The organism is Xanthomonas sp. WCS2018Noco2-27 (assembly GCF_031843525.1).
In the GTDB taxonomy this organism is placed as follows: Bacteria; Pseudomonadota; Gammaproteobacteria; order Xanthomonadales; family Xanthomonadaceae; genus Xanthomonas.
On record NZ_JAVTIK010000007.1, the window covers coordinates 158,217 to 183,623 of the forward strand.

At 65.3% G+C, this 25,407-nt stretch carries 19 protein-coding genes, 1 other RNA gene and 1 riboswitch; of the genes, 11 read left to right on the plus strand and 9 right to left on the minus strand.

The features are described 5' to 3' along the window. Positions 1–8: 8 nt before the first annotated feature. Positions 9–3,557 (minus strand): ATP-binding protein, encoded by a 3,549-nt coding sequence (locus tag RQH86_RS13695; protein WP_311238700.1) that lies wholly within the window; start codon positions 3,555–3,557, stop codon positions 9–11. An 82-nt stretch (positions 3,558–3,639) separates the two neighbouring features. Next, positions 3,640–7,197, minus strand: coding sequence for an ATP-binding protein (locus tag RQH86_RS13700; RefSeq protein ID WP_311238699.1), 3,558 nt, complete (start codon positions 7,195–7,197; stop codon positions 3,640–3,642). A 96-nt stretch (positions 7,198–7,293) separates the two neighbouring features. Between RQH86_RS13700 and RQH86_RS13705 the strand changes: the two genes are divergently transcribed. From RQH86_RS13705 to RQH86_RS13720, 4 genes are all read left to right on the plus strand, one after another. Next, positions 7,294–7,956 (plus strand): YceI family protein, encoded by a 663-nt coding sequence (locus RQH86_RS13705; RefSeq protein WP_055849386.1) that lies wholly within the window; start codon positions 7,294–7,296, stop codon positions 7,954–7,956. After that, a complete protein-coding gene (locus tag RQH86_RS13710; RefSeq protein ID WP_311238698.1) occupies positions 7,953–8,516 on the plus strand; it encodes a cytochrome b in 564 nt (187 codons plus the stop codon). The genes RQH86_RS13705 and RQH86_RS13710 overlap by 4 nt, the downstream gene beginning before the upstream one ends. Positions 8,517–8,525: 9 nt before the next feature. Then, entirely contained in the window at positions 8,526–9,095 is a 570-nt protein-coding gene (locus RQH86_RS13715) for a YceI family protein (protein ID WP_311238697.1), read from the plus strand. A 131-nt stretch (positions 9,096–9,226) separates the two neighbouring features. Continuing rightward, the gene (locus RQH86_RS13720) at positions 9,227–9,811 is read left to right on the plus strand and encodes a cold shock domain-containing protein (protein WP_311238696.1); all 585 of its coding nucleotides are present in this window, start codon (positions 9,227–9,229) and stop codon (positions 9,809–9,811) included. A 482-nt stretch (positions 9,812–10,293) separates the two neighbouring features. On the opposite strand, the gene RQH86_RS13725 is transcribed toward RQH86_RS13720, so the two are convergent. Then, on the minus strand, positions 10,294–10,527 hold the full coding sequence (locus RQH86_RS13725; RefSeq protein WP_311238695.1) for a glutaredoxin family protein: 234 nt from the start codon (positions 10,525–10,527) through the stop codon (positions 10,294–10,296). A gap of 86 nt (positions 10,528–10,613) precedes the next feature. Between RQH86_RS13725 and RQH86_RS13730 the strand changes: the two genes are divergently transcribed. After that, on the plus strand, positions 10,614–11,996 hold the full coding sequence (locus RQH86_RS13730; RefSeq protein WP_055849375.1) for an L-serine ammonia-lyase: 1,383 nt from the start codon (positions 10,614–10,616) through the stop codon (positions 11,994–11,996). Between the two features lie 571 nt (positions 11,997–12,567). Beyond that, positions 12,568–13,563 (plus strand): alpha/beta hydrolase, encoded by a 996-nt coding sequence (locus RQH86_RS13735; RefSeq protein WP_311238694.1) that lies wholly within the window; start codon positions 12,568–12,570, stop codon positions 13,561–13,563. Positions 13,564–13,913: 350 nt separating this feature from the next. On the opposite strand, the gene RQH86_RS13740 is transcribed toward RQH86_RS13735, so the two are convergent. The 3 genes from RQH86_RS13740 to RQH86_RS13750 are packed head-to-tail and all read right to left on the minus strand — an operon-like array spanning position 13,914 to position 17,244. Continuing rightward, positions 13,914–15,002, minus strand: a complete 1,089-nt coding sequence (locus tag RQH86_RS13740; RefSeq protein WP_055849371.1) for a homoserine dehydrogenase — start codon at positions 15,000–15,002, stop codon at positions 13,914–13,916. Next, the gene (locus tag RQH86_RS13745; RefSeq protein WP_055849368.1) at positions 14,999–16,216 is read right to left on the minus strand and encodes an O-succinylhomoserine (thiol)-lyase; all 1,218 of its coding nucleotides are present in this window, start codon (positions 16,214–16,216) and stop codon (positions 14,999–15,001) included. Before RQH86_RS13745 ends, RQH86_RS13740 begins: the two co-directional genes overlap by 4 nt. After that, complete coding sequence (locus RQH86_RS13750; protein ID WP_311238693.1) at positions 16,213–17,244, minus strand: homoserine O-succinyltransferase; 1,032 nt, start codon at positions 17,242–17,244, stop codon at positions 16,213–16,215. The genes RQH86_RS13745 and RQH86_RS13750 overlap by 4 nt, the downstream gene beginning before the upstream one ends. 71 nt (positions 17,245–17,315) lie before the next feature. Further along, positions 17,316–17,436, minus strand: a riboswitch (SAM riboswitch). Positions 17,437–17,610: 174 nt separating this feature from the next. Here RQH86_RS13750 and RQH86_RS13755 point away from each other — a divergent pair. The 5 genes from RQH86_RS13755 (at position 17,611) to RQH86_RS13775 (ending at position 23,098) form a co-directional block, all read left to right on the plus strand. Next, positions 17,611–18,477 carry a M23 family metallopeptidase gene (locus RQH86_RS13755; RefSeq protein WP_311238717.1) on the plus strand — a complete coding sequence of 289 codons (867 nt, stop codon included), beginning with the start codon at positions 17,611–17,613 and terminating at the stop codon, positions 18,475–18,477. A gap of 128 nt (positions 18,478–18,605) precedes the next feature. Then, the gene (locus tag RQH86_RS13760; RefSeq protein WP_311238692.1) at positions 18,606–20,210 is read left to right on the plus strand and encodes a peptide chain release factor 3; all 1,605 of its coding nucleotides are present in this window, start codon (positions 18,606–18,608) and stop codon (positions 20,208–20,210) included. Between the two features lie 74 nt (positions 20,211–20,284). Beyond that, a complete protein-coding gene (locus RQH86_RS13765) occupies positions 20,285–20,929 on the plus strand; it encodes a hemolysin III family protein (RefSeq protein WP_055849357.1) in 645 nt (214 codons plus the stop codon). 42 nt (positions 20,930–20,971) lie between these two features. Next, on the plus strand, positions 20,972–22,936 hold the full coding sequence (locus tag RQH86_RS13770) for an AsmA family protein (protein ID WP_311238691.1): 1,965 nt from the start codon (positions 20,972–20,974) through the stop codon (positions 22,934–22,936). 86 nt (positions 22,937–23,022) lie between these two features. Beyond that, positions 23,023–23,098, plus strand: a non-coding RNA gene (locus tag RQH86_RS13775) — sX9 sRNA. A gap of 98 nt (positions 23,099–23,196) precedes the next feature. Here the strand turns inward: RQH86_RS13775 and RQH86_RS13780 are convergent. Genes RQH86_RS13780 through mtgA form a run of 3 tightly spaced genes read right to left on the minus strand, consistent with a single transcriptional unit; the run spans position 23,197 to position 25,370 of the window. Next, positions 23,197–23,625 (minus strand): CBS domain-containing protein, encoded by a 429-nt coding sequence (locus tag RQH86_RS13780; RefSeq protein ID WP_311238690.1) that lies wholly within the window; start codon positions 23,623–23,625, stop codon positions 23,197–23,199. Continuing rightward, the gene (locus RQH86_RS13785) at positions 23,585–24,631 is read right to left on the minus strand and encodes a glycosyltransferase family 2 protein (RefSeq protein WP_311238689.1); all 1,047 of its coding nucleotides are present in this window, start codon (positions 24,629–24,631) and stop codon (positions 23,585–23,587) included. The genes RQH86_RS13780 and RQH86_RS13785 overlap by 41 nt, the downstream gene beginning before the upstream one ends. Position 24,632: 1 nt before the next feature. Further along, positions 24,633–25,370 (minus strand): monofunctional biosynthetic peptidoglycan transglycosylase, encoded by a 738-nt coding sequence (gene mtgA, locus RQH86_RS13790; RefSeq protein WP_311238688.1) that lies wholly within the window; start codon positions 25,368–25,370, stop codon positions 24,633–24,635. Between the last annotated feature and the right edge of the window lie 37 nt (positions 25,371–25,407).

Sequence of the window (25,407 nt, forward strand, 5' to 3'; positions counted from 1 at the left end):
GCGCCAGCTCAGCCTGATATAGACATGGACTGATCGCGCGCGCGCGCCGTTGCGCATGCCACCGCAATCGCCTCGATCAACATGTCGGCTGTCACCGGTTTGCGCAGGAATCCGTCGAAACCGGCGATCTGTGCCTGGCGTTCGGCATCGCCATCGGCGCGTGCGGTGACCGCCAGCAACGGGAAGCCGTGACCGAGCCGGCGCAGTTGCGAGGCCAGCGCAAAGCCGTCCAGGCCCGGCAGATCCAGGTCCAGCAACGCGACATCGAATCCGCCATCGACCGCTTCGGACAATGCCGCCAGACCGTGTGCGGCATGCACCACGCGATGGCCGCGCCCGATCAACAGCCCGCTGATCACTTCGGCCACGGTGGGATCGTCTTCCACCAGCAGGATGCGCAGCGGCGCGCCGGCCAGCGTGCGTGTTTCGCCCGCAGCACTGCGCGGGGCCGACCGATCGATGGGCAGCGGCAGATCCACAGTGAACTGGGTCCCGACGCCGAGTCGGCTGCGGACACGGATCTGGCCCTTCATCGCCACCGTGAGCTCCTGGCAGATCGCCAGCCCCAACCCACTGCCGCCATAGCGCGAGCTGGTACGCGCGCCTTCGCCCTGTTCGAAGCGTTGAAACAGATGCTTCTGTTGCTCGGGCCCGATGCCCGGGCCGGAATCGCGCACCTTGAAGCGCAGGCAGTCGCCATGCCGGCTGACGGAGAGCCCCACTTCACCGCGCTCGGCGAACTTGATCGCATTGCCGAGCAGGTTGATCAGGATCTGCCGCACGCGCGTGGCGTCGCCCATCACCGACAGATTGGCGGGCAGCTGATTGCGGTAATGAAACCGCAGCCCGCGCGCCTCGACGATGGGCTGCATAAAGTCGGCCAGGTCCTGGGTCAGCTGCGATGGATCGAACGGTTGCTGCACTAATTCCAGTTTGCCCGCTTCGATCCGTGCCAGATCCAGCGCATCGTTGACCAGCCGCAGCAGATGCGCGCCGGCCTTGCGGATCGCATCGACATGGCTGCGCTGCTTCGCATCCAGCGGCGTGGCCAGCAACAGCTCGCTCATGCCCAGCACGCCGGTCATCGGCGTGCGCACCTCATGCCCCAGCGTGGCCAGAAAGTGCGATTTGGCGATCGAGGCCTGCTCGGCAAGTTGCTGGCGCTGCTGCGCCAGCACCCACTCCTGCTGGCGCCGCACGCGTCGCCGCCAGCCCCACACACCCAGGCAAAGCAGCAGCACGCCCAGCAGCACCGCAACCAATTGCGCTGGCGTACTGAGCCACCACGGCGGACGCACCTGCAGGTGCAGGGACGGTGCGGCGATCCAGTCGCCGTCGCCGGCACGCGCCTGCACGTCGATGCGGTAGTCGCCGGGCGGCAGCCGCGACATCACGCGCTCGCCGGTAGCGCCCTGCTCCACCCACCCCGCGTCGTAGCCCTCCACACGGTAGCGATAGCGCGCCGAGGCAGGATCGACGAACGACAACAACCGCGCGCTGATGCGCAGATCGCGATCGCGTGCCTGCAGCACGATCGTCCCCTTGTGCGGCAGCGGCTGCGGACGCTCGGCATCGTTGCGGCGGACCTGCACCGATTCGATCACCAGCCGCGCCACCGGTGCCGGCGCGAATGGCTGCGCAGGGTCGAACAACACGATGCCGCTGGTGGTCAATGCCAACACCTGCCCGCTGGGGCCGGTCACCGGTGGGCGCATCGAAAATTCGCTGTCCGGCAGGCCGTCGCGCTGCCCGAACATGCGCACCTGCGGCTGCCCGCGCCGGTAGGCGTACAGACCGCGCGAGGTGGTCGCCCAGACGGTGTCGGTGCCGCCCAGCGCCAGGCCGCGAATCTCGGTGGAAGGCATGCCTTGCGCGTGGCCCACCCGCTCCAGCAGATGTGCCTGCCGGCCATCCCAGCGGTAGCGCTCCATAGCCCCAGGCCGCCCGGCCCAGAACTCGCGCGGCGACACGAACGCCAACGCATAGACTTCAGACGCAGCGCCGGCGCCGCCGATCACCTTGCGAAAGCGCTCGCCCTGCCAGACCCACAGCCCGTCACCGGCGGCCACCCATGCCGAGCCATCCGGACGGACCAGCAGTTGTTGCACCATGTCACCCACTTCGCTGAGGTCGGTACCGAAGCGAAAGGTGGCCAGCAGGCGGCCATCGGCCGCACGCCGCTGCACGCCGCCTTCGACGATCGACAACCAGAACTCGCCATCGATGCCCGGCGTCATCAGCTCCACGCGATGCGCGTCGGAGGTGTCGATCTGCATTGCCAGTGGGTGTTTTTCTCCGGTCTTGGGCTGATAGCGGGTCACGCCGTTCTGCAGCGCCACCCACAGGCTGCCGTCGCCGGCCGGCAGCACCGACTGCACGCTGCCGCCTCCCAGGACATCGCTATGCAGCACAGGGACGATCTCGCCTTGATCGCCGACGCGATACACCCCTTCGCCGGTCGTCACCAGGAAGCTGTCGCCGTCAGCGGCCGCGTTCATCAGGTACAGACTTTCCAGCGGCTTGCCCTGCGCCTGCAGGATCGTGGAGAAGCGCCGCCAGTCCGGCGGCAGATAGGCCAACCCCTGCGAAATCAGCCCCAACCACAGCCCGCCCTGGCGGTCCTGCATCACATCGAGCACGCCGCTGTGGGCGGTGAGAAAGCCGCTGCCCCGATCGCCCTCCATGACGCGCAGTTTGGTCTCGCCCGGAGCAACGCGAAAAAACCCATCGGCCGCACCCACCCAGTAACCGCCATGCACGTCGTGCACCACGCTGCCGGCACGCACGCTGGAAGCTCCTTCCCAGGGTGCGGGTTCGAACACGCCGGCCGGTGTCACCCGGTACAGGCCTTTGCCGCTTCCCACCCACAGCGTGCCGTCCGGATCCTTGCTGAGCTTGAAGACAGTCGCGCTCAGGCGGTCGGGTGCGACGCGTACGAAGCGCTCGCCGTCGCGCATCACCAACCCGCCCGCGGTACCGATCCACAAGCGGCCGCGCGCATCGGTGAGCATGCTCATGATGGTGTCGCTGGGCAACCCGTCCACTGCGTCGGGCGTGGCACGGAAGACGGTGATGCGGCCATTTTCCTCACGGCGGCACAGGCCACCGCCGCTGCTGCCGATCCACAGCGCACCCTGCGCCTGCGCCAGCGCCCAGACCTGCCCGACACAGGCTTGCGCAACGTCCGGAAAAGTCGTGAATGCCGCACGGTCCGCATCCAGCATGCTCAGTGACGAGCCGTTGACGCCCAACCACACCCGGTCGCGATCGTCGACCAGCAGCGTTTCCACCTCGTTGCCGGGAATCGAGCGGGCATTGTGCGGGTCGTGCTGCCACACCTCCAGGCCGATACCGTCATGACGCGCCAGGCCGTCGCTGGTCGCCGCCCAGACATAGCCCTGCCGATCCTGCGCCATTGCCAGCACCATGCGCGAAGGCAGACCTTCGGCCGGCCCGAACCGGCGCATCCGCGGCGTCTCGATTTGATTGACTGCAACCGCATCCATGCCAAATAGCAGCAGCATGGATGCCAGCAAACACCGCACTAGCGTCTTCATGGTCGTCCTTGTCGCGGCCACTTGCGCGATCGCGCGCACTCCCCGGCCGGACTGCACTTTACCCGCTCCAGCACACTTGCCCCTAGTCGGCGGCGCTGTCGTCCGGCGAGTCGGCAGCGTCAGCAAGCGCCCTTGCCAGCGTGTTCGCCAGCAGCTCACCGGTGACCGGCTTGCGCAGGAAACCATTGCAGCCAGCCGCCATCGCCTGCGGCTCGGCATCGGCGTCGGCCCGCGCGGTCACCGCCACGATCGGGAAGCGCACCCCGCGCGCGCGCAGTTGCGCCACCAGCGCGGCACCGTCCAGGCCAGGCAGATCCAGATCGCATAATCCGGCGTCGAAGCTACGCGTGCTTACCTCGGCCAAGGCGGCCAACCCATGCAAGACATGGGTGACCTGGTGCCCGCGCGTCTGCAGCAACCCCACGATCACCTGCGCCACGGTCGGGTCGTCTTCCACCAGCAGCAACTGCAGCGGTGCCTGATCCCGGGCAGCGACCGCGCGTGCTGGAGCCGGTGCCGCCGCAGGCAACGTCGCCACCCAACGCAGCGGCAGCTCCACCATGAAGCACGCGCCCTGCCCCAATTCGCTGTCCACGCTCACCACGCCGCCCATCGCCGCAGCAAGCTCACGGCAGATCGCCAGGCCCAGCCCACTGCCGCCATGCCGGGCCAGGGTCAGTGCGCCTTCGGCCTGTTCGAAGCGCTGGAACAGGCGCCCACGCTGCTCGACGCTCATGCCGGGCCCGGTGTCGCGCACCTCCACCCGGATGCCTTGCGTCGGGCTCTGCGGCAACGCCGAGACGCGCAATTGCACGCCGCCGCGCTCGGTGAACTTGACCGCATTGAACAGCAGATTGAGCAGAATCTGCTGCACCCGGCTGGCATCGCCATGCAGTGCCGGCGGCAGCGCGTCATCCAGTTCGCACGCGAACGCCAGTTGCTTCTGCTCGGCACTGGGACGAACCAGTTCGACCACCTGCCCGATCAACAGGCGCAGATCGAAATCGCGATTGTCCAGCGGCAGCTTGCCGGCTTCGATCCGCGCCAGATCCAGGGCATCGTTGACCAGTCGCAGCAAGTGCTTGCCGGCCGACTGGATCGCGCCGGCGTAGCCCTGCTGGCGCGCATCCAGCGGTGTCTGCAACAACAGCTCGCTCATCCCCAGCACACCGGTCATCGGCGTGCGCACCTCATGCCCCAAGGTCGCCAGAAAGCGTGTCTTGGCCAACGACGCCTGCTCTGCCAACTCGCGCTTATGCTGGGCAAGCTGCCACTGCGCCCGCATGCGCACGCGATGCCGGTAGGCCGCGGCAAGCAGTGCACTGAGCAGCAGGCCGAGCATGCAGATCACTGCAATACCGATATCGCTGCGCCACCAGGGTGGCAGCACCGAGAACTGCAACGATTGCACCTGCGATGCATTGCCAAGCGGATCCACACCCTGCATCTCAAGCACATAATTGCCCGGCGGCAACGATGAAAATTCGCGCATGCCCGCGGCGCCATGCTCGACCCAATCGGTGTCGAAGCCGTTCAATCGCGTGCGGTAACGGTTCGCCATCGGGTCGATGAAAGACAGCAGCCGCATATTGATGCGCAACTGACGATCGCTCGGTACCAGCGAAAAACCACCGCCAATCGGCAAGGCGCGACGTCGATCGCCCTGCTGGACACTCACCGCTTCCAGCCGCATCTGCGGGGTAAACGAGGGAACGTCTGGCGCATTGGTATCGATCAGCAGCGTGAATCCGTCGGCGGTCCCGCCCACCAACACACCGTTGTTGGACATCAGCAGACAGCGGCGACTGAACTCCTGGCTGGTCAACCCGTCACGTGCACTGAAACTGCGGATTTTGGCAGGGGTTGTGCGGGGGTCGATACGCCATAGGCCACGCGGGCCGGACATCCACACACGCCCAAGCGCATCCAGCTCAAGACCGTAGGCATCCATGGCGGGAAATCCTTCGGCAGCGCGAATGCGGCTTCCCCGTTTCCACACACCATTACGTTGCTCCCAGTGCTCGATGCTACCGGGGCGGTAAAGCCAGATGCGATTGCGATCCTTGACGACAAAGCGCTGGATAAAGTTGACATCCAGCCCCGGCACCAGCATGAATCGATGGGTGTCGGCATGCCAGGCATACACTCCGCCAGTACCGCTGATCCACACACGCCCATCCGGCCCCAGGCTGATCTGGTAGTACGGCAACTCCTTCAGGCCATGCAGATCGTTTGGGGAGATCGTCTCCAGGACGCGCCCGCTGACGAGGTCGCGTCGCTGGATCACTTGCTCGAACGCTGTCCACACGGTGCCATCGCCCGGCTCCCCGATCCAGAACACCGCCTCGTCGGGTCCATCCCCGGTGAAATGGGTCAGCCCACCAGTGGTCAGATCCAGACGCGACAGTGCGTGCCGTCCGTTACCAAGCCAGAGCTGCCCGCGACTGTCTTCCAGTGCGGAGGTGATTGCCATCTCACGCAAATCCGGATGCTGGATTCCGGTCTGCACCAAGGCACCAGACGACGTGTCGTAGCGCAGCAACCTGCCACTGCTGTCGAATTGCCACAGACCACCAGAGCGATTGGCCAACGCAAGACTGCAAGAGATGCCTTTGCCCTGATCGTTGACCTGCTTGAAAGCTGCCGTCCGATGCCAGTCTTCGCGCAGGTAGGCAAGCCCACGACCATGCAGGGGTACCCAGATCCCTCCATGCGGACTTCGCCAGATGGTGGTGACATGACGATTGGAGACCAACGGTTCATCCCCGTTGTTGACCGGCGTCGGTGGATGACCGGCGCGGGTGTGCCATAACCCCTGCTCGGTGCCGAGCCAGAATTCGCCATCTCCGGCATCGGCCACCGTCCAGACCCGATTGCCTGTCGCAAACATCGAGGCCCAGGTGGGCGTATGCCATCCGCCGGAGGAATCCATATAGCGCAACCCGGTGTCCGAGGAGCTCCACAGCCGTTGCCCTACCCACTGCAGCGCATTGATGCCGCCGGCGTCGCCATCCGGTCGCACGCGGTGCAAGGCCAGCCCGTCGTAGTACGCCAAACCGCCGAGCGTCCCGATCCACATGCGCTCACGGTCGTCCAGGGCCAGGGCATAGACCGGATTGGGGTCTAGTGGGTCTTCCATCTTGGACAGATCGAGTGAGCTGAAATTTCCCTTTGCATCCAGGCGCAAGACATTCCCGGTCGACATGCCGAGCCATATCTCATCGCCGCGGCCGGCAATGGCATAGATGTCTCCCAACGACAGCGCGGGAACGTCGTCGGGCAGATAGGCGATGAATTTGTTGCGATCGGCGCTCAGCATTGTCAACCCGGCACCCGCCAGCGCCAGCCAGATGCGATCCTGGTCGTCGATATACATCGCCTGCAGGTTATTGCTGCGCAGCGAGTAGCGATCGGTCGGATCGTTACGCCATACCTTGAACTCGGCGCCGTCATACCGAACCAGGCCATCGGTGGTGGTCATCCACAGATAGCCCGCACGATCCTGTGCGATTGCGGTAATCATGGTCGAGGGCAGCCCTTCGGCGGCACCCACGATGCGAAAGCGCGGGATGGCCGGTACCTCGGCCAGGGCCGGAAACGCCATCAACGCAACGAGCAACCCCAATAACAGACCGCGCATGCGGGAATCCTTTCCACGTCCAGCCGGCATGCTCGCAATGGATCGTTGCAAGCGCAAGCCGCGCGCGCAGCGCCGGGATGTGTCTAGAATCCGCCCATGACACCCCTCGCCCGCCTGTTGCTCCTTCCCGCTCTGGCATTGACCAGCCTGGCCGCCTCCGCCGCACCGGTGCGCTATGCGCTGGATCCGGTGCACACCCGCGTGTTGTTTGCGGTCGAACATGCCGGCTTTTCCAAGGCATTGGGCACCGTGTCGGGCAGTAGCGGCACCCTGGTGTTCGACCCTGACGACTGGGCAGCCGCGCGGCTGGACGTGACTGTGCCGCTGCACCGCGCCGACCTGGGCGATGCCAAGTGGAACGAGGCCACCCTGGCACGTAACCTACTCGACGCCGAGCGCTTTCCCGACGCGCATTTCGTCTCCACGCGCGTGGAGGCCAGCGGCGAGAACCACGCCAAGGTCACCGGCAACCTGACCCTGCACGGCGTCACCCGCCCGGTGACCCTGGACGTTACCCTCAACGCACTCAAACGCCATCCGCTGCCGCCGTTTCGCCGCACTGTCGGGTTCTCGGCAACCGCCACGCTGAGTCGGGCTGAGTTCGGCATCGATGCGTGGAAATCGATGATCGGCGACAGCGTGGAGTTGCGCATCGAAGCCGAAGCCGTGCGCGAAGGCCGTGCCGACGACGACGCAGCGCCACCGCAAGCCGAACCTGCCACCACTGACGCGCCCGCCGGCCAGGAATCGGGAACATGAGCCTGAAAAACAACGAGCGCTGGGGCGGTGTCAGCCAGACCCTGCATTGGCTGATCGCCTTGCTGATTCTGGTGCTGGGCATCGTCGGCCTGACCATGGGCGAGCTGCCCAAGACACCGAAATACTTCTGGGTCTATACCGCGCACAAATCGGTGGGGCTGACCGTGCTGGCGCTGGTGATCGCGCGGCTGGGTTGGCGTCTGTACGCAGGCGCGCCGCCGCCGGTGGCGGGCACCCCGCGCTGGCAGGAACGGATCGCCGGGCTGACCCACTGGCTGCTGTACGCAATGATCTTCGCCATGCCGCTCTCTGGCTGGTTGTACGACTCCAGCAGCGGCTTGCGCCCGTTCCGCTGGTTCGGCCTGTTCGCGGTGCCCAAGCTCAGCGGCCCGGACGAGCAGCTACGCGCCATCTCCCATGCCATCCACGAGTGGGGCTTCTGGCTGTTGATCGCTGTGGTGCTGGCACACGCCGGCGCTGCGCTGTACCACCACATTTTCCAGCGTGATGCCACCCTGGCGCGGATGTTGCCGCGCGGCTGGCTGTCCTCCAAACCTTAAGGATTTCCCATGTCGTCCAAGTTGTTTGCCTCTCCCCTGCTGGTCGCCGCGTCGCTGGTCGCCACCTTCGCCACCGCGCCGGTGCTGGCCGCCGACTACGTCCAGGCGCCCGGCTCGTCGCTGGTGTTCGCCAGCAAGTACGAAGGCGAAGTATTCACCGGCAAATTCCCCGGTTTCGACACCACGCTGAGTTTCGATCCGGCCAATCTGGCCGCCGCCAAGCTCGATGTGCGCATCCCGCTGGCCAGCGCGATCAGCGGCAATAACGATCGCGATTCGACCCTGCAAGGCCCGGACTTTTTCAACGTCGCCAAGTTCGCCACCGCGCGCTATCGCGCCGACAAGTTCCGTGCGCTCGGCGGCAATCAGTACGCGGCCGACGGCACCCTGGAACTGCGCGGCGTCAGCAAGCCGGTCACGCTGACCTTTACCTGGACACCGGGCGCGCAGCCCGTGCTGGCCGGCAAGGCATTGGTGAAGCGGCTGGATTTCGGCGTGGGCGGTGGCGACTGGGCCGACACCAAGACCATCCCCAACGAAACCGCGATCAGCACCAAGGTCGTGTTGAAGGCGAAGTAAGGCCACAGGCCGCAACCGGACGCGGCCACTGAGCGGCGGACTACCTCGTCGGGTCCGCCGCTTTTTTATGCCCGCATGCCGGATGACACCGCACGGCAGCTAGACTTGGCGTCCACTCAGGGACGCCGCCAATGCGCACACATGGAACGTTGACCCGCTGGAATACCGACCGCGGCTTCGGGTTCATCACCCCTGCTCAACCGGGCGATGACGTGTTCGCGCACATTTCTGCGTTTGCGCGCAGCGCCGAGGCGCCACGTATCGGCGAAGTGGTCTCTTTCGAAACCGAGCCGGGTCCGGATGGTCGTCCGCGCGCGGTGCGGGTCGTGCGTGCCGGTACGCACGCGCCAAAACACAACGCCCCTGCACGACGCAATACGACACGCACGCCGCCGGCAAAAGGGCAGATCGGGCTTGGCAAGGCCTTGCTCATGATGCTGGCGCTCGGTTGCGGGGCGTTTGCCTATCAGCAGCGCGATTACTTGATCGATGTGTTCACCCCGACACCGGCATTGGAGCAAACGTCGTCGCCAACGCCGTCGGTAGCAACCGCTCCCGCGTCTGCGCCCACCGCGCAATACAGCTGTGGCGGGCGCACGCGTTGCACACAGATGAGTTCCTGCGCCGAAGCTACTTACGTACTGCAGCATTGCCCGAATACCGCAATGGACGGCGACCACGATGGTGTGCCGTGCGAGGATCAGTGGTGCCGCTGAATCAATGCGGCTGACACCTTGAACGGTCGGCCGACAAGAATCGTGTGTTAGCCGCGTCTTGCTAGATGCAGTCAAAAGCCCAGGTCAAACGCCGAGTCGGTCGCGCGAGCGGTACCCTCACCACTCGCGGGACAGGCCGCGAGTACGTCCGTGTAAGGCTCGGTGGCGGCATCCATGCCGCCACACGGTCCCGCAATCGGCAAGGACACCGCACCAGAGAGTGAGTCGGTGGCTTTTTTTAAAGCCATGCACCCCGACACTCTCGACGGGTCCTTGCCCGCCCACCGTCGCGGGACCTTACGCGGCATGGATGCCGCGTAAGAGCTTACAAGGACGTACTTGCAGCGTGTCCCGCGAGGGTGGGCGGGCAAGGACCCTGCAGCCAAGTCGCAGACCCGCAGCTCCGCACCAGACCGGCATGAAGTCGTTTTCAGCCGCTCCAAATCCCTAAGCTGGCGCGTATCGCATGCGCACACGCCGCATCAGCGTGTACCGGCGCTCAACCACTCTCGCAACCGCGCGCCATCGAACGGCCAGTCCAGCTCGCGTCCGTGCACGTCGCGCAACACCGGCACACGTGCGCCATAAGCGGCCTCAAGCGCCACATCGTCGTCGATAAACACGCTGCTGAACTCGCCGGCACGCGCCTGCGCCAATACTTCCACCGCCTGGTCGCAGAGGTGGCAATCGTCGCGCTGGTACAGGGTCAGGGCCATCGAACAGGTCTCATGCTGCGCTGCAGCCGTGCCGCAATCGTCGAACGACTAGAATAGCCGCCTTTACGCTCACCTCTCCGGCACGCATGGCTGTCAGCACGTTCGACCTGTTCAAGATCGGCATCGGTCCGAGTTCCTCGCACACCGTGGGGCCGATGCGCGCCGCCGAGCGTTTCGTGCATCGCTGGTTGCTCGATGCCGGCCGCCTGCAGGATGTAGTGCGCATCCGCGCCGAGGTGTTCGGCTCGCTGGCGCTGACCGGCCGCGGCCACGGCACCGACAAGGCGTTGCTGCTCGGGCTGGAAGGCCATCGCCCCAACCTGATCGACCCGGACGTCATCCCCGCTACGCTCGATCGTATCCGCAGCAGCAAGCGCATCACACTGATGGGGCAGCACGAGATCGGCTTCGACGAAAAGCGCGACCTGCCGATGAACAAGCGGCAGAAGTTGCCGTACCACACCAACGGCATGCGCTTCACTGCCTACGATGCCGATGAAGGCGTGATCGCTACCCGCGATTACTACTCGGTGGGCGGCGGATTTGTGGTCAATCAGGACGACGCCGCCGACGACCGCATCGTGGCCGACGAAACGCCGCTGCCGTATCCGTTTCTCAGCGGCGACGAACTGCTGGCCCAATGCGCACGCAGTGGTCTGAGCATCGCCGCACTGATGTTCGAGAACGAAAAGAGCTGGCGCAGCGAAGACGAAATCCGCGCCGGCCTGCGCGAACTGTGGGTGGCGATGCAGTCCTGCGTGGAGCGCGGTATCCGCCAGGAAGGCACGTTGCCCGGTGGATTAAACGTGTCGCGTCGCGCGCCGGCACTGTATCGCGAGCTCTCATCCAAACCCGAAGCGGCCATGCGCGACCCACTGACCACGCTGGATTGGGTCAACCTGTACGCACTCGCGGTCAACGAAGAGAACGCAGCCGGCGGCCGCGTGGTCACCGCGCCGACCAATGGCGCGGCCGGCATCATTCCCTCGGTGTTGCATTATTTCGATCGTTTTTGTGCCGGCGCGTCCGAACAACGCATCTTCGATTTCCTGCTCACGGCCGCGGCCATCGGCATCCTGTACAAGGAAAACGCCTCGATCTCCGGCGCCGAAGTCGGTTGTCAGGGCGAAGTGGGCGTGGCCTGTTCGATGGCAGCCGGCGGCCTGGTTGCCGCACTTGGCGGCAACCCGGGCCAGATCGAAAACGCCGCCGAAATCGGCATGGAACACAACCTCGGCCTGACCTGCGATCCGATCGGTGGCTTGGTGCAGATCCCGTGCATCGAACGCAATGCGATGGGCGCGGTGAAGGCGATCAACGCCAGCCGTATGGCGATGCGCGGCGACGGCAAGCACAAGGTCTCGCTGGACAAGGTCATCAAGACCATGCGCGACACCGGCCGCGACATGCAGGACAAATACAAGGAAACCAGCCGCGGCGGCCTGGCCGTGAACGTGATCGAGTGCTGAGTCTGCCGGTGGCATTTTGATGCAGCGTCTGTGCGCAGCACTGGAATGCGTTTGCGCGGCGTAGCGGAATGCAGGGACTAGCCGCGCCGCGGTGAGCGCAAGGCGTGGTCGGTCTGCACGATGCAGCAAGCGCAGCGTCCCCGCGCTTCTGCCCGACGCGCAGCGCAAAGCGGTATCTTGACCACGCAGTGCGACACCCACTTGCGCATCACACTGCCGCCCTGCACGTCTGGCGAACAACAGCGCTAAATCGCACCTACGCTTCTTTCGAAAAGTCACACTGCACGTCAGCTTGCCCTGAGAAGACCAGCGACAGCGCGCGCCTCGTTCGCATGGCTCAAGACACCACGCACTGTCTGTAGTTAGCTGAAACCGCAGCAGCGAAAACAGTAAGACGGCATCTGCCTTTCCCGCCACGCGCGAAGCTGCTCGAAGGGCGGATGAGGACAACCCGCGCGCACCCTCGGCTTCCACCACAACGTGCGCCCTCGCCGCGGCAACGCCCGGATCCACGCCTCCACCACAGTGCGCCATGTAGCCTTCCCGCACGGATCCCGGATGGAGAAACACGATGCGACATCTCGCCTGTGCACTCGCACTGACCCTGGCCTGCGGCCCGCTGATGGCCCAGCAAGCCAGCTATGGCCCGCGTCTGGAAGGCTTCGATTACCCCTACCCGGTCAAGACCTACGCGTTTACGTCGCAGCAGCAAGCGCTGGAAATGGCGTATCTGGATATCGCGCCCACCGGCAAGCCGAATGGACGCACCGCCGTGCTGCTGCATGGCAAGAATTTCTGCGCGGCCACCTGGGAATCCAGCATCGCGGCCTTGAGCAAGGCCGGCTACCGCGTGATCGCGCCGGATCAGGTGGGCTTCTGCAAATCGAGCAAGCCGGCGGCCTACCAGTTCTCGTTTGCGCAGCTCGCCGACAACACACACGCGCTACTGCAAAAGCTGGGGATCGACCGCGCCGTGGTCGTCGGCCATTCGATGGGCGGCATGCTCGCGATCCGCTACGCGCTGATGTACCCGCAGGCCACCGAACACCTCGCCCTGGTCGACCCGATCGGCCTGGAAGACTGGAAGGCCGCAGGCATTCCGTGGCGCAGCGTGGATGCCTGGTACGACAACGAACTCAAGATCAGCTTCGAGCGTATCAAGAAGTATCAGATGGACGTGTACTACGCCGGTCAATGGAAGCCCGAATTCGAACGCTGGGCGCGCATGCAGGCCGGCATGTCGCTAGGCAACGGCAAACAGGCGGTCGCCTGGAATCAGGCCCTGACCTACGACATGGTCTTCAACCAACCGGTCGTCTACGAGCTGCCCAAGTTGGCGGTGCCGACCACGCTGTTCATCGGTCTCAAGGACCGCACCGCAATCGGCAAGGACACCGCCTCGCCAGAGGTCAAGGCGCGCGTCGGCGATTACACCAAACTGGGCAAGCAGGCAGCTGCGGCCATTCCGAATGCGACCTTGATCGAATTTGCAGACCTGGGGCACTCGCCGCAGGTGCAGGACCCGGCGCGCTTCAACGCCGCGCTGTTGAAGGCGCTCACGCCGTAACCGCCGCAGCGCGCGGCAGACCGATGCCGTGGGTGAATGCCTTGTGCGAACCGCAGCCGGATTGCTCCCGGTTGCGGCCATCGCGCAGCGTTGGTCAGACGAGTACCGCAGAAGACTGCTGCAGGCTACCGCGATCGAATCGGTCGGATGCTTGTCGTGACTGAATCGTCGTCATGCGAGCGACGAGACGCGTTACAGCGCCGGGAGCCGCACACACGCCGGTCAAGCGACAAGACGCAGAGAACGCGCAGACGTTCTCTCGTCCTAGACCGCCAACAACCCAGACGCCTGCACACAACCCGGGCACGCTTGCGAGAGATGCCGCACGTCTCGCGGCCCCACTCCCCACATCAACCAGCCACGATCCGCAGTACATCGTCCAGCAACGCGGCCGCAGTGACCTCCGCACCCGCACCCGGGCCCTGGATCAACAACGGCTGCTCGCGATAACGGTCGCTGCTGATGGCGACACGGTTGTCGGTGCCGGCGCCACCGGCCAAGGGATGGTCCAACGCAAGCTCACGCAGACCCACGCTTGCGCCATGTGCGTCCACGCGGCCTACAAAGCGCAGACACCGCCCTGCTGCGCGTGCCTGCTGCCAACGCGCGCCCACCTCGGCATCCAGCGCGCCCAACCGCGCGTCCAGTTCAGCGATCGGCACGCTGGCCAAGCCGGTGGGCACCAGCGACTCAACATGCACCTGTTCGGCCTCCAGCTGCCAACCGGCCGCACGCGCCAGGATCAACAGCTTGCGCCGCACATCCTCACCGGACAGATCGATCCGCGGATCCGGCTCGGTGTAACCCGCTGCCACCGCCTCGCGCACGCATTGCGAAAACGCGCCGCTGCCGTCGTAGCGATGAAACAGCCATGCCAACGATCCCGACAGCACGCCCTCGATCGAATGGATATGGTCGCCCCCTGCCACCAGTGCGCGCACGCTGCTCAACACCGGCAACCCGGCGCCCACAGTGGCGCTGTCGCCGTAATGCGCACCGCTGGCATGGCGGGCGGCAAGCAGCGCCTGCGCACGCGACAACGCCGTGCCCTGGCCCAGTTTGTTGGCGGTCACCACATGCACGCCGCGCCCCAACCACTCCACATGCCAATCGGCCACCACATCGCTGGCCGTGGCATCCACCAGCACATCGCCAGCGCGCAGCGCCACGGTTTCGGCCCACGGCTGCAACACCGCCTGGCCACGCGGCGCGGCGTTGGCCTGCAGCAATGCCTGCTCCGCACTCACGCCACAATCCTGAGCGATCCGCGAGTTGGCCAGCCAATCGAAGCGCGGCAACCGCAGCTGGCGTTGCTGCAGGGCGGTGTAGCGCGTCACGAAGGCGCGTCCCACGGTGCCGGTACCCAGCAATGCCAAACGTGGCGTGGGGGTGACCGTCGCCGCGGATGCACGTCGCGAAACAGGCAATACGCTGCTCACGCGTCGACCTGTTTGCGGGAGGCCGCAGTCAGGGTCGCTTCGGCACGCGCCAGACCGGCGCGCAGGTCGATCAGCAGGTCTTCGGCTGATTCGATCCCGATCGACAACCGCAACAAGCCATCGGAAATTCCGGCCGCCGCACGTGCCTCGGCGGTCATCGCCGCATGCGTCATCGAAGCCGGATGCGCGATCAGGCTTTCCACTCCGCCCAGCGACTCGGCCAGCGTGAAGTAGCGCAGCCCATCAACGAAGGCACGCACCGCCGCTTCGCCACCATTCAATTCGAAACTCATCATCGCGCCGAAGCCCTTCTGCTGACGCGCCGCCAGCGCATGGCCCGGATGCGATGCCAGTCCCGGGAAATACACCTGGTTGACCACCGCGTGCCCGTCCAGCAACGCAGCGATCGCATCGGCATTTTCCTGGTGCACGCGCAGACGCGCATCCAGCGTGCGCAGGCCACGCAAGGTGAGGAAAGCATCGAACGGCGAGCCGGTCAGGCCCAGCGCATTGGCCCACCACACCAGTTGCTGATGCAGCTCGGCATCGCGCGCCACCACCGCACCGCCCACCACATCGCTATGGCCGTTGATGTATTTGGTGGTGGAGTGCAGCACCACGTCGGCACCGAATTCCAGCGGTTTTTGCAGCGCCGGCGACAGGAAGGTGTTGTCGACCACCGTCAACGCACCCACTTTCTTCGCCGCTTCGATGACAAAGCGCAGATCGGTGATGCGCAACAGCGGGTTGGACGGGGTTTCGATCAACACCAGCTTGGGCGACTGCGCCAATGCATCGGCCAGCGAGCGCGGGTCGGTGAGGTCTGCAGTGATCAGCGCGAAATGGCCCTTCTTAGCCAGCGCATTGAACAGGCGCCAGCTGCCGCCGTAGGCATCGTGCGGCACCACCAGCGTATCGCCGGGCTGTAACAGCGCATTGAGCACCAGATTGATCGCGCCCATGCCGGTGGAGGTGATCACCCCACCCGCGCCGCCTTCCAGCTCGGCCAACGCTTCGCCGAGCAGATCGCGGGTGGGGTTGCCGCTGCGGGTGTAGTCGTACTGGCGCTTGTTGCCGAACCCATCGAAGGAGAAGTTCGACGACAGCACGATCGGCGGGGTCACCGCACCGTAGGCGGTATCGCGGTCGATGCCCGCGCGCACGGCGGCAGTGGCGGCGGTACAAGGGGCGTCGGCGGGGTCACGATAGCTCATGCGGTTTCTCCGGTGATGCGAAGGGCAGTAGTGAGGATCGCGTCGATGCGATCGATTTCTTTCAGAAAGGCGTCGTGGCCATATGGCGAGCGCAACACACGCAGGCTGCCGCGCTGGCCAAGACCTTCGACCAGGCTGACCATGTCGGCCAACGGCACCAGGCGATCGCCTTCCACCGCCACCACGACGGTGGGCACGCTCACCTGCGCCGGGTCGATACGGTGCAGGTCGATGGATTCGGACAGGCGAAGGTATGCGGTGACCGGCGTACGCGCCACGTACTGCGCACCGGCGGCATCCAGATAGTCTTCGGCGGCAACACGCACGCGGCCATTGATCACTTCCGGCGGCGCATCGAAGCGCTCGCTGAATTCTTCCGGCGTGCGATAGCTGAGCATCGCGAACTGCCGCGCCAGCGCCAGCCCATGATTTTCCGCGCATTGCAGCTGGCCCAGCGCCACTGCGCGGCGCTGCAGTGCGCGCCATGCCGCGGCATAGGGATGTGCGCGATGCGCCCCGCTCACCGCAATCAAGGTACCCACGCGGCCAGCATGACGGGTGGCGAATTGCAGCCCGACCAGCGCGCCATACGAGTAACCGACAAAGCCGTGCAGGCGGGCGATTCCCAGCGCGTCCAGCAGCGCCGCAATCGCGTCGGCCTGGTCGGCGGTATCGATCGGCGCATCCAGCGTGCCATCGGCACCGAGAAAGTCGAATGCCAACAAACGGCGCGATGCAGGATCCAGCGCGCGGCCCGCACCGACCTGGCCATCCACCCAGCCCTTTTCGGGGAACACATCGCTGGCCGCAAGATGCCGATGGGCAGAGATGCCGCCGGCAACGAATACCACCGGCGCATTGGCAGCGCCGATCAGCTCGTAGCGCAGGCGCACCTCGCGCATACCGGCATGGCGCATCGGCAACGACACGGCAATGTCGCCGCGCAACGCGATGGCACCGCCGATGTCGGCGGCAGGTGTATCAAGGTAATCAGTGATAGTTGGCGATGCTGTGGTCACGAGGCTCATGGCGATATCCGGGGTGGATCGGCCATCGAGCTTCGCGGGAGCTCGCGTTCGAGGTGCACAAGGCACGATTCGAACCATCTTTCGGCGGACGCGGAGGTCCCCGCAGGATTTGGCACCAAACGCGGGCGCTTGCGCGCTCCGCTGGCTGCCCCGGCATCAAAGGGCCTGTCCCTCCGCCGGTCTCGATGGTGAGGCTAAGATGCCACCGCACTTTTGCGATGTCAATCGCTTCATGCGGATGGAAAGATATATTTTCATTCGATACCACCGGGTACCGTGATGGGCTGCATACTTGCGCCCCCGCTCGCTCAAGCCAATCGCGTGCATCACCGCGTCTTTCGCCCTCTTTCGCCCGCACTTATTCCGGTGCTGGTCGCCGCCCTGCTGGCAGGTGCGCCGCACGCCGCTGCGCAACAACGCTGGCATTGGAACGGCGGCGCGGTACCCACCTCACCTGCCACCACGCCGGCGCAAACCGCCATTGCCTCAACCGGCACCGGCCCGACGCTGCAACTGGAATGGCAGGCGCCGGTCTATCTGGCGTGGGTGACTAACCCGCTGGCCGGACCTGCGCAGGTCCGGCTGAGTGCGCCGCCCAGCGAGGATTACCGCGCCGTGCCGCAGTTGCCGCTGACGATGCTGCTGGCGGCGCACGAGCGGCGCCTGCTGGCGCGGCTGTACCCGGCCAGCAACCAGCGCACACTGGGCGGGCTGGGACTCAAACTCGACATGGTGCCCGGCGATCCGCTGGCGCAGCCGCAGCCGGTGCGTTACCAGCTGCCGTTCCGAGACGCACCGGTGCAGGTGGATCAGGGCTTCGGCGGCCAGTTCAGCCATGCCGACCTGCCCAATTGGTATGCAGTGGACTTCGCCCTGCCGCAGGGCACGCCGGTGCTGGCGGCGCGCGAGGGCATGGTCATGGAAGTACGCCAGGACGTTGCCGAAGGTAGCGCCCACGACCCCAGCGCCGGCGGCGGCAACCTGGTGCGGGTGCTGCACGCCGACGGCAGCATGGCGCTGTATGCCCATCTGGCCCCGAACGGGGTAGCGGTCCGCCCCGGCCAGCGGGTCGGCACCGGCGAGCGGCTGGGCGCCTCCGGCACTACCGGCTACAGCACCGCCGCGCACCTGCATTTTTCGGTGCAGCGCAACGCCGATCTACAGCTGGTGTCGGTGCCGTTCCGGATGCTGGGCCCGCAAGGCGAGCTGCACTTCCCCTCGCCGGCCCCGTAGCGCGCCACCGCCGGCACAGCGGCCCGATGCCGCCTGGCCGCGGGCCCATAAAAGCCCCCTGCGCCGAAGCCGCTATAATCATCGGCTTCCTCAGTTTCCGCAGGCGTCCGACCGGGCGCGCCCCGCCCATGTCCGAAGTCTCCAACGAAGCCGCGCGCCGCCGCACCTTCGCGATCATTTCCCACCCCGACGCCGGCAAGACCACGCTGACAGAGAAGCTGCTGTTGTTCGGCGGCGCGATCCAGATGGCCGGCTCGGTGAAGGGCCGCAAGGCCGCGCGCCACGCCACCTCGGACTGGATGGCGCTGGAAAAGGAGCGCGGCATCTCGGTGACCTCCTCGGTGATGCAGTTCCCGTACGAGGGCAAGGTGATCAACCTGCTCGACACCCCCGGCCACGCCGACTTCGGCGAGGACACCTATCGCGTGCTCACCGCGGTGGACTCGGCGCTGATGGTGATCGACGTCGCCAAGGGCGTGGAAGAACGCACCATCAAGTTGATGGAAGTCTGCCGCCTGCGCGACACGCCCATCATGACCTTCATCAACAAGCTCGATCGCGAGGGCAAGAACCCGATCGACCTGCTGGATGAAGTGGAAACCGTGCTCGGCATCCAGTGCGCACCGGTGACCTGGCCGATCGGCATGGGCCAGCGGCTGAAGGGCGTGGTGCATCTGATCACCGGCGAGGTGCATCTGTACGAACAGGGGCGCAACTTCACCCGTCAGGATTCGACCATCTTCCCGTCGCTGGATGCGCCGGGCCTTGCCGCCAAGATCGGTGAGCAGATGCTGGCCGAGCTGCGCGACGAGCTGGAACTGGTGCAAGGCGCCAGCAACGCCTTCGATGTGGACGCCTACCGCGCCGGCCAGCAGACACCGGTGTTCTTTGGTTCCGGCGTCAACAACTTCGGCGTGCAGCCGCTGCTGGACTTCTTCATCGAACACGCCCCGCCGCCGCAGGCGCGCGACACCACCGGCCGCCGCGTCGAGGCCACCGAAGCCAAACTCAGCGGCTTCGTGTTCAAGATCCAGGCCAACATGGACCCGCAGCATCGCGACCGCGTGGCCTTCATGCGCGTGTGCTCGGGCAAGTTCACCGCCGGCATGAAGACCCTGCACGTGCGTAGCGGCAAGGACGTCAAGCTCGCCAACGCGCTGACCTTTATGGCCTCCGACCGCGAGATCGCCGCCGAAGCCTGGCCGGGCGATGTGATCGGCATCCATAACCACGGCACCATTTCCATCGGCGACACCTTCACCGAAGGCGAATCGCTGTCGTTCACCGGCATTCCGAACTTCGCGCCGGAACTGTTCCGCCGCGCGCGCCTGCGCGACCCGCTCAAGCTCAAGCAGTTGCAAAAGGGCCTGGCGCAGCTGTCCGAAGAAGGCGCCACACAGTTCTTCCGCCCGTTGATGAGCAACGACCTGATCCTGGGCGCGGTGGGTGTGCTGCAGTTCGACGTGGTGGCCTACCGGCTCAAGGACGAATACGGCGTGGATGCGATCTTCGAGCCGGTGAGCGTCACTACCGCGCGCTGGGTGCAGTGCGACAACCCCAAGAAGCTTGAGGAATTTCGCGAGAAAAACGCCGGCAATCTGAGCATCGATGCGGCCGGCCAGCTGGTCTATCTCGCCCCCACGCGCGTCAACCTGCAGCTGGCACAGGAACGTGCGCCGGATGTGCGCTTCTCGGCGACGCGCGAACATGCGCACGCCAAGGCCATCGATTGAGCCGCGCTTAACGGGAAAAACGCTACGCGGCTGCTGGCGATGCGAATTGCTCGCAGTTGCGCTACATTTTTGGCATGAATGCAGACGCTTCCCCCTCGACCGACCTGCGCGACGAAATCGCCAGTGCGCTGACCCATGGCCTGGGCGCAATTGCCGCATTGACCGGTGGCTCGGTGCTGATCACGCTGGCAGCCATCTATGGCGATGGCTGGCAGCTGGCCACCTCCATCGTCTTCAGCGCCACGCTAGTGCTGCTCTACGTCGCCTCCACGCTGTTCCACGCCATCCCGCATGCCGGTGCCAAGGCACGCCTACAGGTGCTCGATCACTGCGCGATCTACCTGCTGATCGCCGGCACCTACACGCCGTTTACCCTGATCAACCTGCGTGGCTCCTGGGGCTGGGGATTGTTTGCCGCGATCTGGACCATCGCCGCGGCCGGGGTGATCTTCAAACTGTTTTTCACCGGCCGCTTTCGGTTGCTGTCCACCGTGCTGTACCTGGCGATGGGCTGGCTGATCGTCGTGGCGATCGAACCGCTATTGCGTTCGGTCGACACCTGGTCGCTGTGCTGGTTGCTCGCCGGTGGGCTCTTCTACACCTTGGGCACCTACTTCTACCAACGCGACACCCAGCGCTATTTCCACGCGATCTGGCATCTGTTTGTGCTGGCCGGCAGCGCCTGCCACTTCGTTGCGGTGATCGAACAGGTGGTGTGATCGTCGTCGCGTTCGCGCGCCGGTCACGAGCCATCGCCAACCATGGGTCGCGTGAACAACGCGCCCCCGACTGCTGACACCCCTTCCGCCCGCACAGCGCGCCGTCGACGCTGGCTGATCGGGCTCGGCAGCGTTGTCGCCATCGTGGCGATCCTGCTGCTGATCTTCGACTGGAACTGGCTACGCGGCCCGGTCGAACGCATGGTCAGCGCCAAGACCGGCCGCGCTTTCCATCTGGGACATCTGGATGTGGACCTGGGCCGCACCATCACCGTTCGTGGCGAGCGCTTGCAGCTGGGCAATGCCGCGTGGTCCAAGCGCGGCGCGATGGCAGAACTGAACGCTGCCGAGATCGATGTCGAGCTGTGGCCCCTGCTGCGCGGCAAGGTGCGGCTGCCGGAAATCCGCCTCGATCAGCCCACCGTTCTGCTGGAAGCCGGCAATGAAACGCATCCGGGCAACTGGGTGTTCGATACCCATGAAGGCGATGGCAGCATGCCGCGGCTCGGCCGGCTGCTGGTGACCAAGGGGCGGCTGCAATACATCGACGATGCCATGCGCTCCAATATCGATGTGGCCATCGACAGTCTGGCGCCTCCACGCAGCGACCAGCGTGCCGCGCCGATCGGCATCGACGGCAAGGGCCGCTGGAAGGGCTACCCGTTTATGCTGAAAGGCAACACCGCCTCGCCGCTCGAGTTGAGCCAGAGCGAACATCCCTTCCGCATCGATTTGCGCGGCAGTGCCGGCGCCACCCGTACGCACGTGCGCGGCACGCTGACCAATCCGTTTCAGTTCCGCGTCTTCAATTTGCAGATGGCCCTCAGCGGGCAGGACATGGAAGACCTATACCCGCTGACCGGCGTCGCCATGCCATCCACGCCGCCGTACACACTCGACGGCCACCTGCGCCGCGATGGCGATGTGTGGCGCTACGAGACATTCACCGGCACTGCCGGCGACAGCGATCTGTCCGGCACAGCAGAGATAGACCTGCGCAACAAACGCCCGTTTCTGCGTGCCGATCTCGCATCCAAACGGCTGGATTTCGACGATCTGGCCGGCTTTGTCGGTGCACCGCCCAAGACCGGCGCGAACGAATCGGCTAATGCGGAGCAGAAAAAGCAGGCGGCGCAACTTGCCGCCAGCGCGCGCATCCTGCCGACCACGCCCTACGACCTGTCCAAACTGCGCGCGATGGATGCGCAGGTGCGTTGGCGCGCGCAGCGCATCAATGCGCCGTCCTGGCCATTGGACGACATGGATGCGTCGTTGACGTTGAAGGATGGTCTGCTGCAACTGGACCCGCTCAACTTCGGCGTGGCCGGCGGAGACATCCGTTCGACCATCCGCATGGATGCGCGTAACCCCGTCATCACCACGCAGCTGAAGGCCGGCATTCGCGGCATTCGGCTGGACCGGCTATTTCCAGACGCCACGCTCGCCAAACAGGCCTCAGGCGCAATCGGTGGTGAGCTGGACCTGCGTGGCCGCGGCAATTCGATTGCGGCGATGCTCGGCAGCGCCGACGGCTCGATTGGCGTTGGCATGGGGCGCGGTCATGTCGGCAACCTGATCATGGAACTGGCCGGTCTGGACATCGCCGAATCGCTGAAATATCTGATCATCAAGGATCGTCAGATCCCGGTGCGTTGCATGTTCGGCGATTTCGGCGTCAAGGACGGACTCATGCAGTCGCGTGCCCTGGCGTTCGACAGCACCGACACCATCATCGTCGGCGAGGGCAACATCAGCCTCAAGAACGAGACGCTCGATTTGCTGCTGCGCCCACGCCCGAAAGATCGCAGCATTCTGAGCCTGCGTTCGCCGTTGCGGATTGCCGGGACCTTCAAGGACCCGAGCTTCCGCCCGGATTTCAAGGCACTCGGGCTACGCGGCGCAATTGCTGTCGCACTCGCCACCATTGCGCCACCTGCAGCATTGCTTGCCACCTTCGAACCCGGCCCTGGCAAGGACAGCGATTGCGGCGGCAAGTACGTGCAGTGAGCGCGCACGTGTCGTGTGACGCTTGGAGCCGCTGACAGAACGACCGTGCTCACCGCCGGGCGGGCACGACCAGTGCTCGGCGCGGCATGTACCGCTGGTGCATTCCGGTTCTGAGCGCACCACCCGCACCCACCTGACGAGTGCTCGCAACATTTTTTAGGCACTCTTAGGCTGCACTCGACGTACATGCGCCGACCCCACTGGCACGATCAGCCGGCTGGCAGACTACACCGGCCACCAACCGCCAACCGGGGTAACGCTCAACTGGCGATATAGCGCTGCAACTGGTCGATATCCTGCCGCTGCGCTTCGATCACCGCCTTGACCAGATCGCCGATGGAGATCACGCCGTGCACGCGGCCGTTCTCGACCACCGGAAGATGCCGAAAGCGGCCGTCGGTCATCAACTGCATGCAGCGCTCCACGGTCTCCGACAGCGACACCGTCACCACCTGCGAACTCATGATCTCCGCCACGCTGGTGGTGGACGACGAGCGATCGCGCAGCACCACTTTGCGCGCGTAATCGCGCTCGGACACGATGCCGGCGAGTCGCTGGCCATCCATCACCAAGACCGCACCGATGCCCTTTTCGGCCATCAGCCGGATCGCCTCGATCACCGCGGCATCGGCCGCAACTGCGAATACCTCAACCTGTTTGGTCCCCAACAGCTGTCGTACGGTCTGCATGGCCCGCTCCGCGCTTGGTCTGGTCGTCGCAGACTACTCTCACCGCGCCGCGGTGGGTATCGACCAGATACAACGGGCGCTGTTTGGCCTCGTCGTACAGCCGGCCCAGGTATTCGCCGATCAAGCCCAAGGCAATCAGCTGGATGCCGCCCAGAAACAGGATGACTGACATCATGGTCGGCCAACCGGCCACCGGGTCGCCGATCAGCGCCGCCTTGACCACCACCCAGCCCCCGAACAGGAAGGCAGCAAGCGCGGTCATCAGGCCCAGGTAGGTCGCCGCGCGCAGCGGCACCGTGGAAAAACTGGTGATACCGTCGAGCGCGAAATTCCACAACCGCCACACGGTGAACTTGCTACGCCCGGACAGGCGCGGCGCGCGTCGGTACGGCAATGCCACCTGTCGAAACCCCACCCAGCCGAACAAGCCTTTCATGAACCGGTGGCGTTCGCGCAGTTGCTGCAAGGCTTGCACGACGCGGGGCGAGAGCAGTCGAAAGTCGCCGGTATCGGCTGGAATCGGAGTGCGCGACAAACGCCGAATCACCCGATAAAACGTATGTGCGGCGCCACGCTTGAGCCAACTCTCGCCCTCGCGAAAGACGCGCGTGCCAAAGATGTTGTCGTAGCCGGCACGCCACAATGCAACGAATTCGGGAATCAATTCCGGCGGATCCTGGCCATCGGCATCGAGCAGGACCACCGCACCCGGCAGCACATGGTCCAGGCCTGCGGACACCGCCACTTCCTTGCCGAAGTTACGCGACAGCCGCAGCGCACTCACGTGCGTATCGGATTCGGCAAGCGCCCGCAGCACATCCCAGGTGCCGTCGGTGCTGCCGTCGTCGACATACAGCACGCGCGTCTGCAAGCCATGCAAGTCCGCCAGCACCGCACACAGGCGCGGATGCAACAGCGGAATGCTGGATTCTTCATTGAAGGCAGCGATGACCACCGTGAGACGCTCGGTGGCGGCCGGCAATTGGGCGGTATCGATCGTGCTCACCTCACCGCGCCTGCAGGTACGCAGCGCCGCCCAACTGGCGCGCCTGCCGTTGAATCCAGGCGGTGCGCCGTTGCACGTAGGCACCAGGCCGGCGCGCATCGTACCGGCGTGGAGAGGGCAATACCGCGGCCAGGCGCGCCGACTCGGCCGGCGACAGGCCCGCCGCATCCTTCCCCCAGAACTGCCGCGCAGCCGCCTGCGCGCCGTAGACCCCGTCCCCAAATTCGGCCACGTTGAGGTACATCTCCAGGATGCGCTGCTTGGGCCAGAACAGCTCGATCAGCACGGTGTACCAAGCCTCCAGGCCTTTGCGCACCCAACTGCGGCCCTGCCACAGAAAGACATTCTTGGCGACCTGCTGACTGATCGTGCTGGCGCCGCGCACACGCCCGCCGCGCGCATTGTGATCGCGCGCCTTCTCGATGGCCTGCAGATCGAAACCGTGATGCATCGGAAACTGCTGATCCTCGGCAGCGACTACCGAAATCGGCAGGCTGGCGGCGATCTGATCGTAATCGCGCCACTGCTGGTGCAGGGAAAAACTCCCGTCCCCCTCGCCCCAGGCCTCCAGGTAGCGCCCGACCATCATGCTGCTGATCGGCGGGTCGACCACCCGCAGCACCAGCACCTGCAGCACACTCGCCGCCGCGAACAGCAGCGGCGCCGCCAGGATCCAGCGCAGCCAGCGCCTGCGCCGCGGTGCTGTCACCTGCTTGCCATCCAATGCATCCGTCCCCATTAGTTCGCTTCGACCTTCAATCCCGATGCCTGCCGCA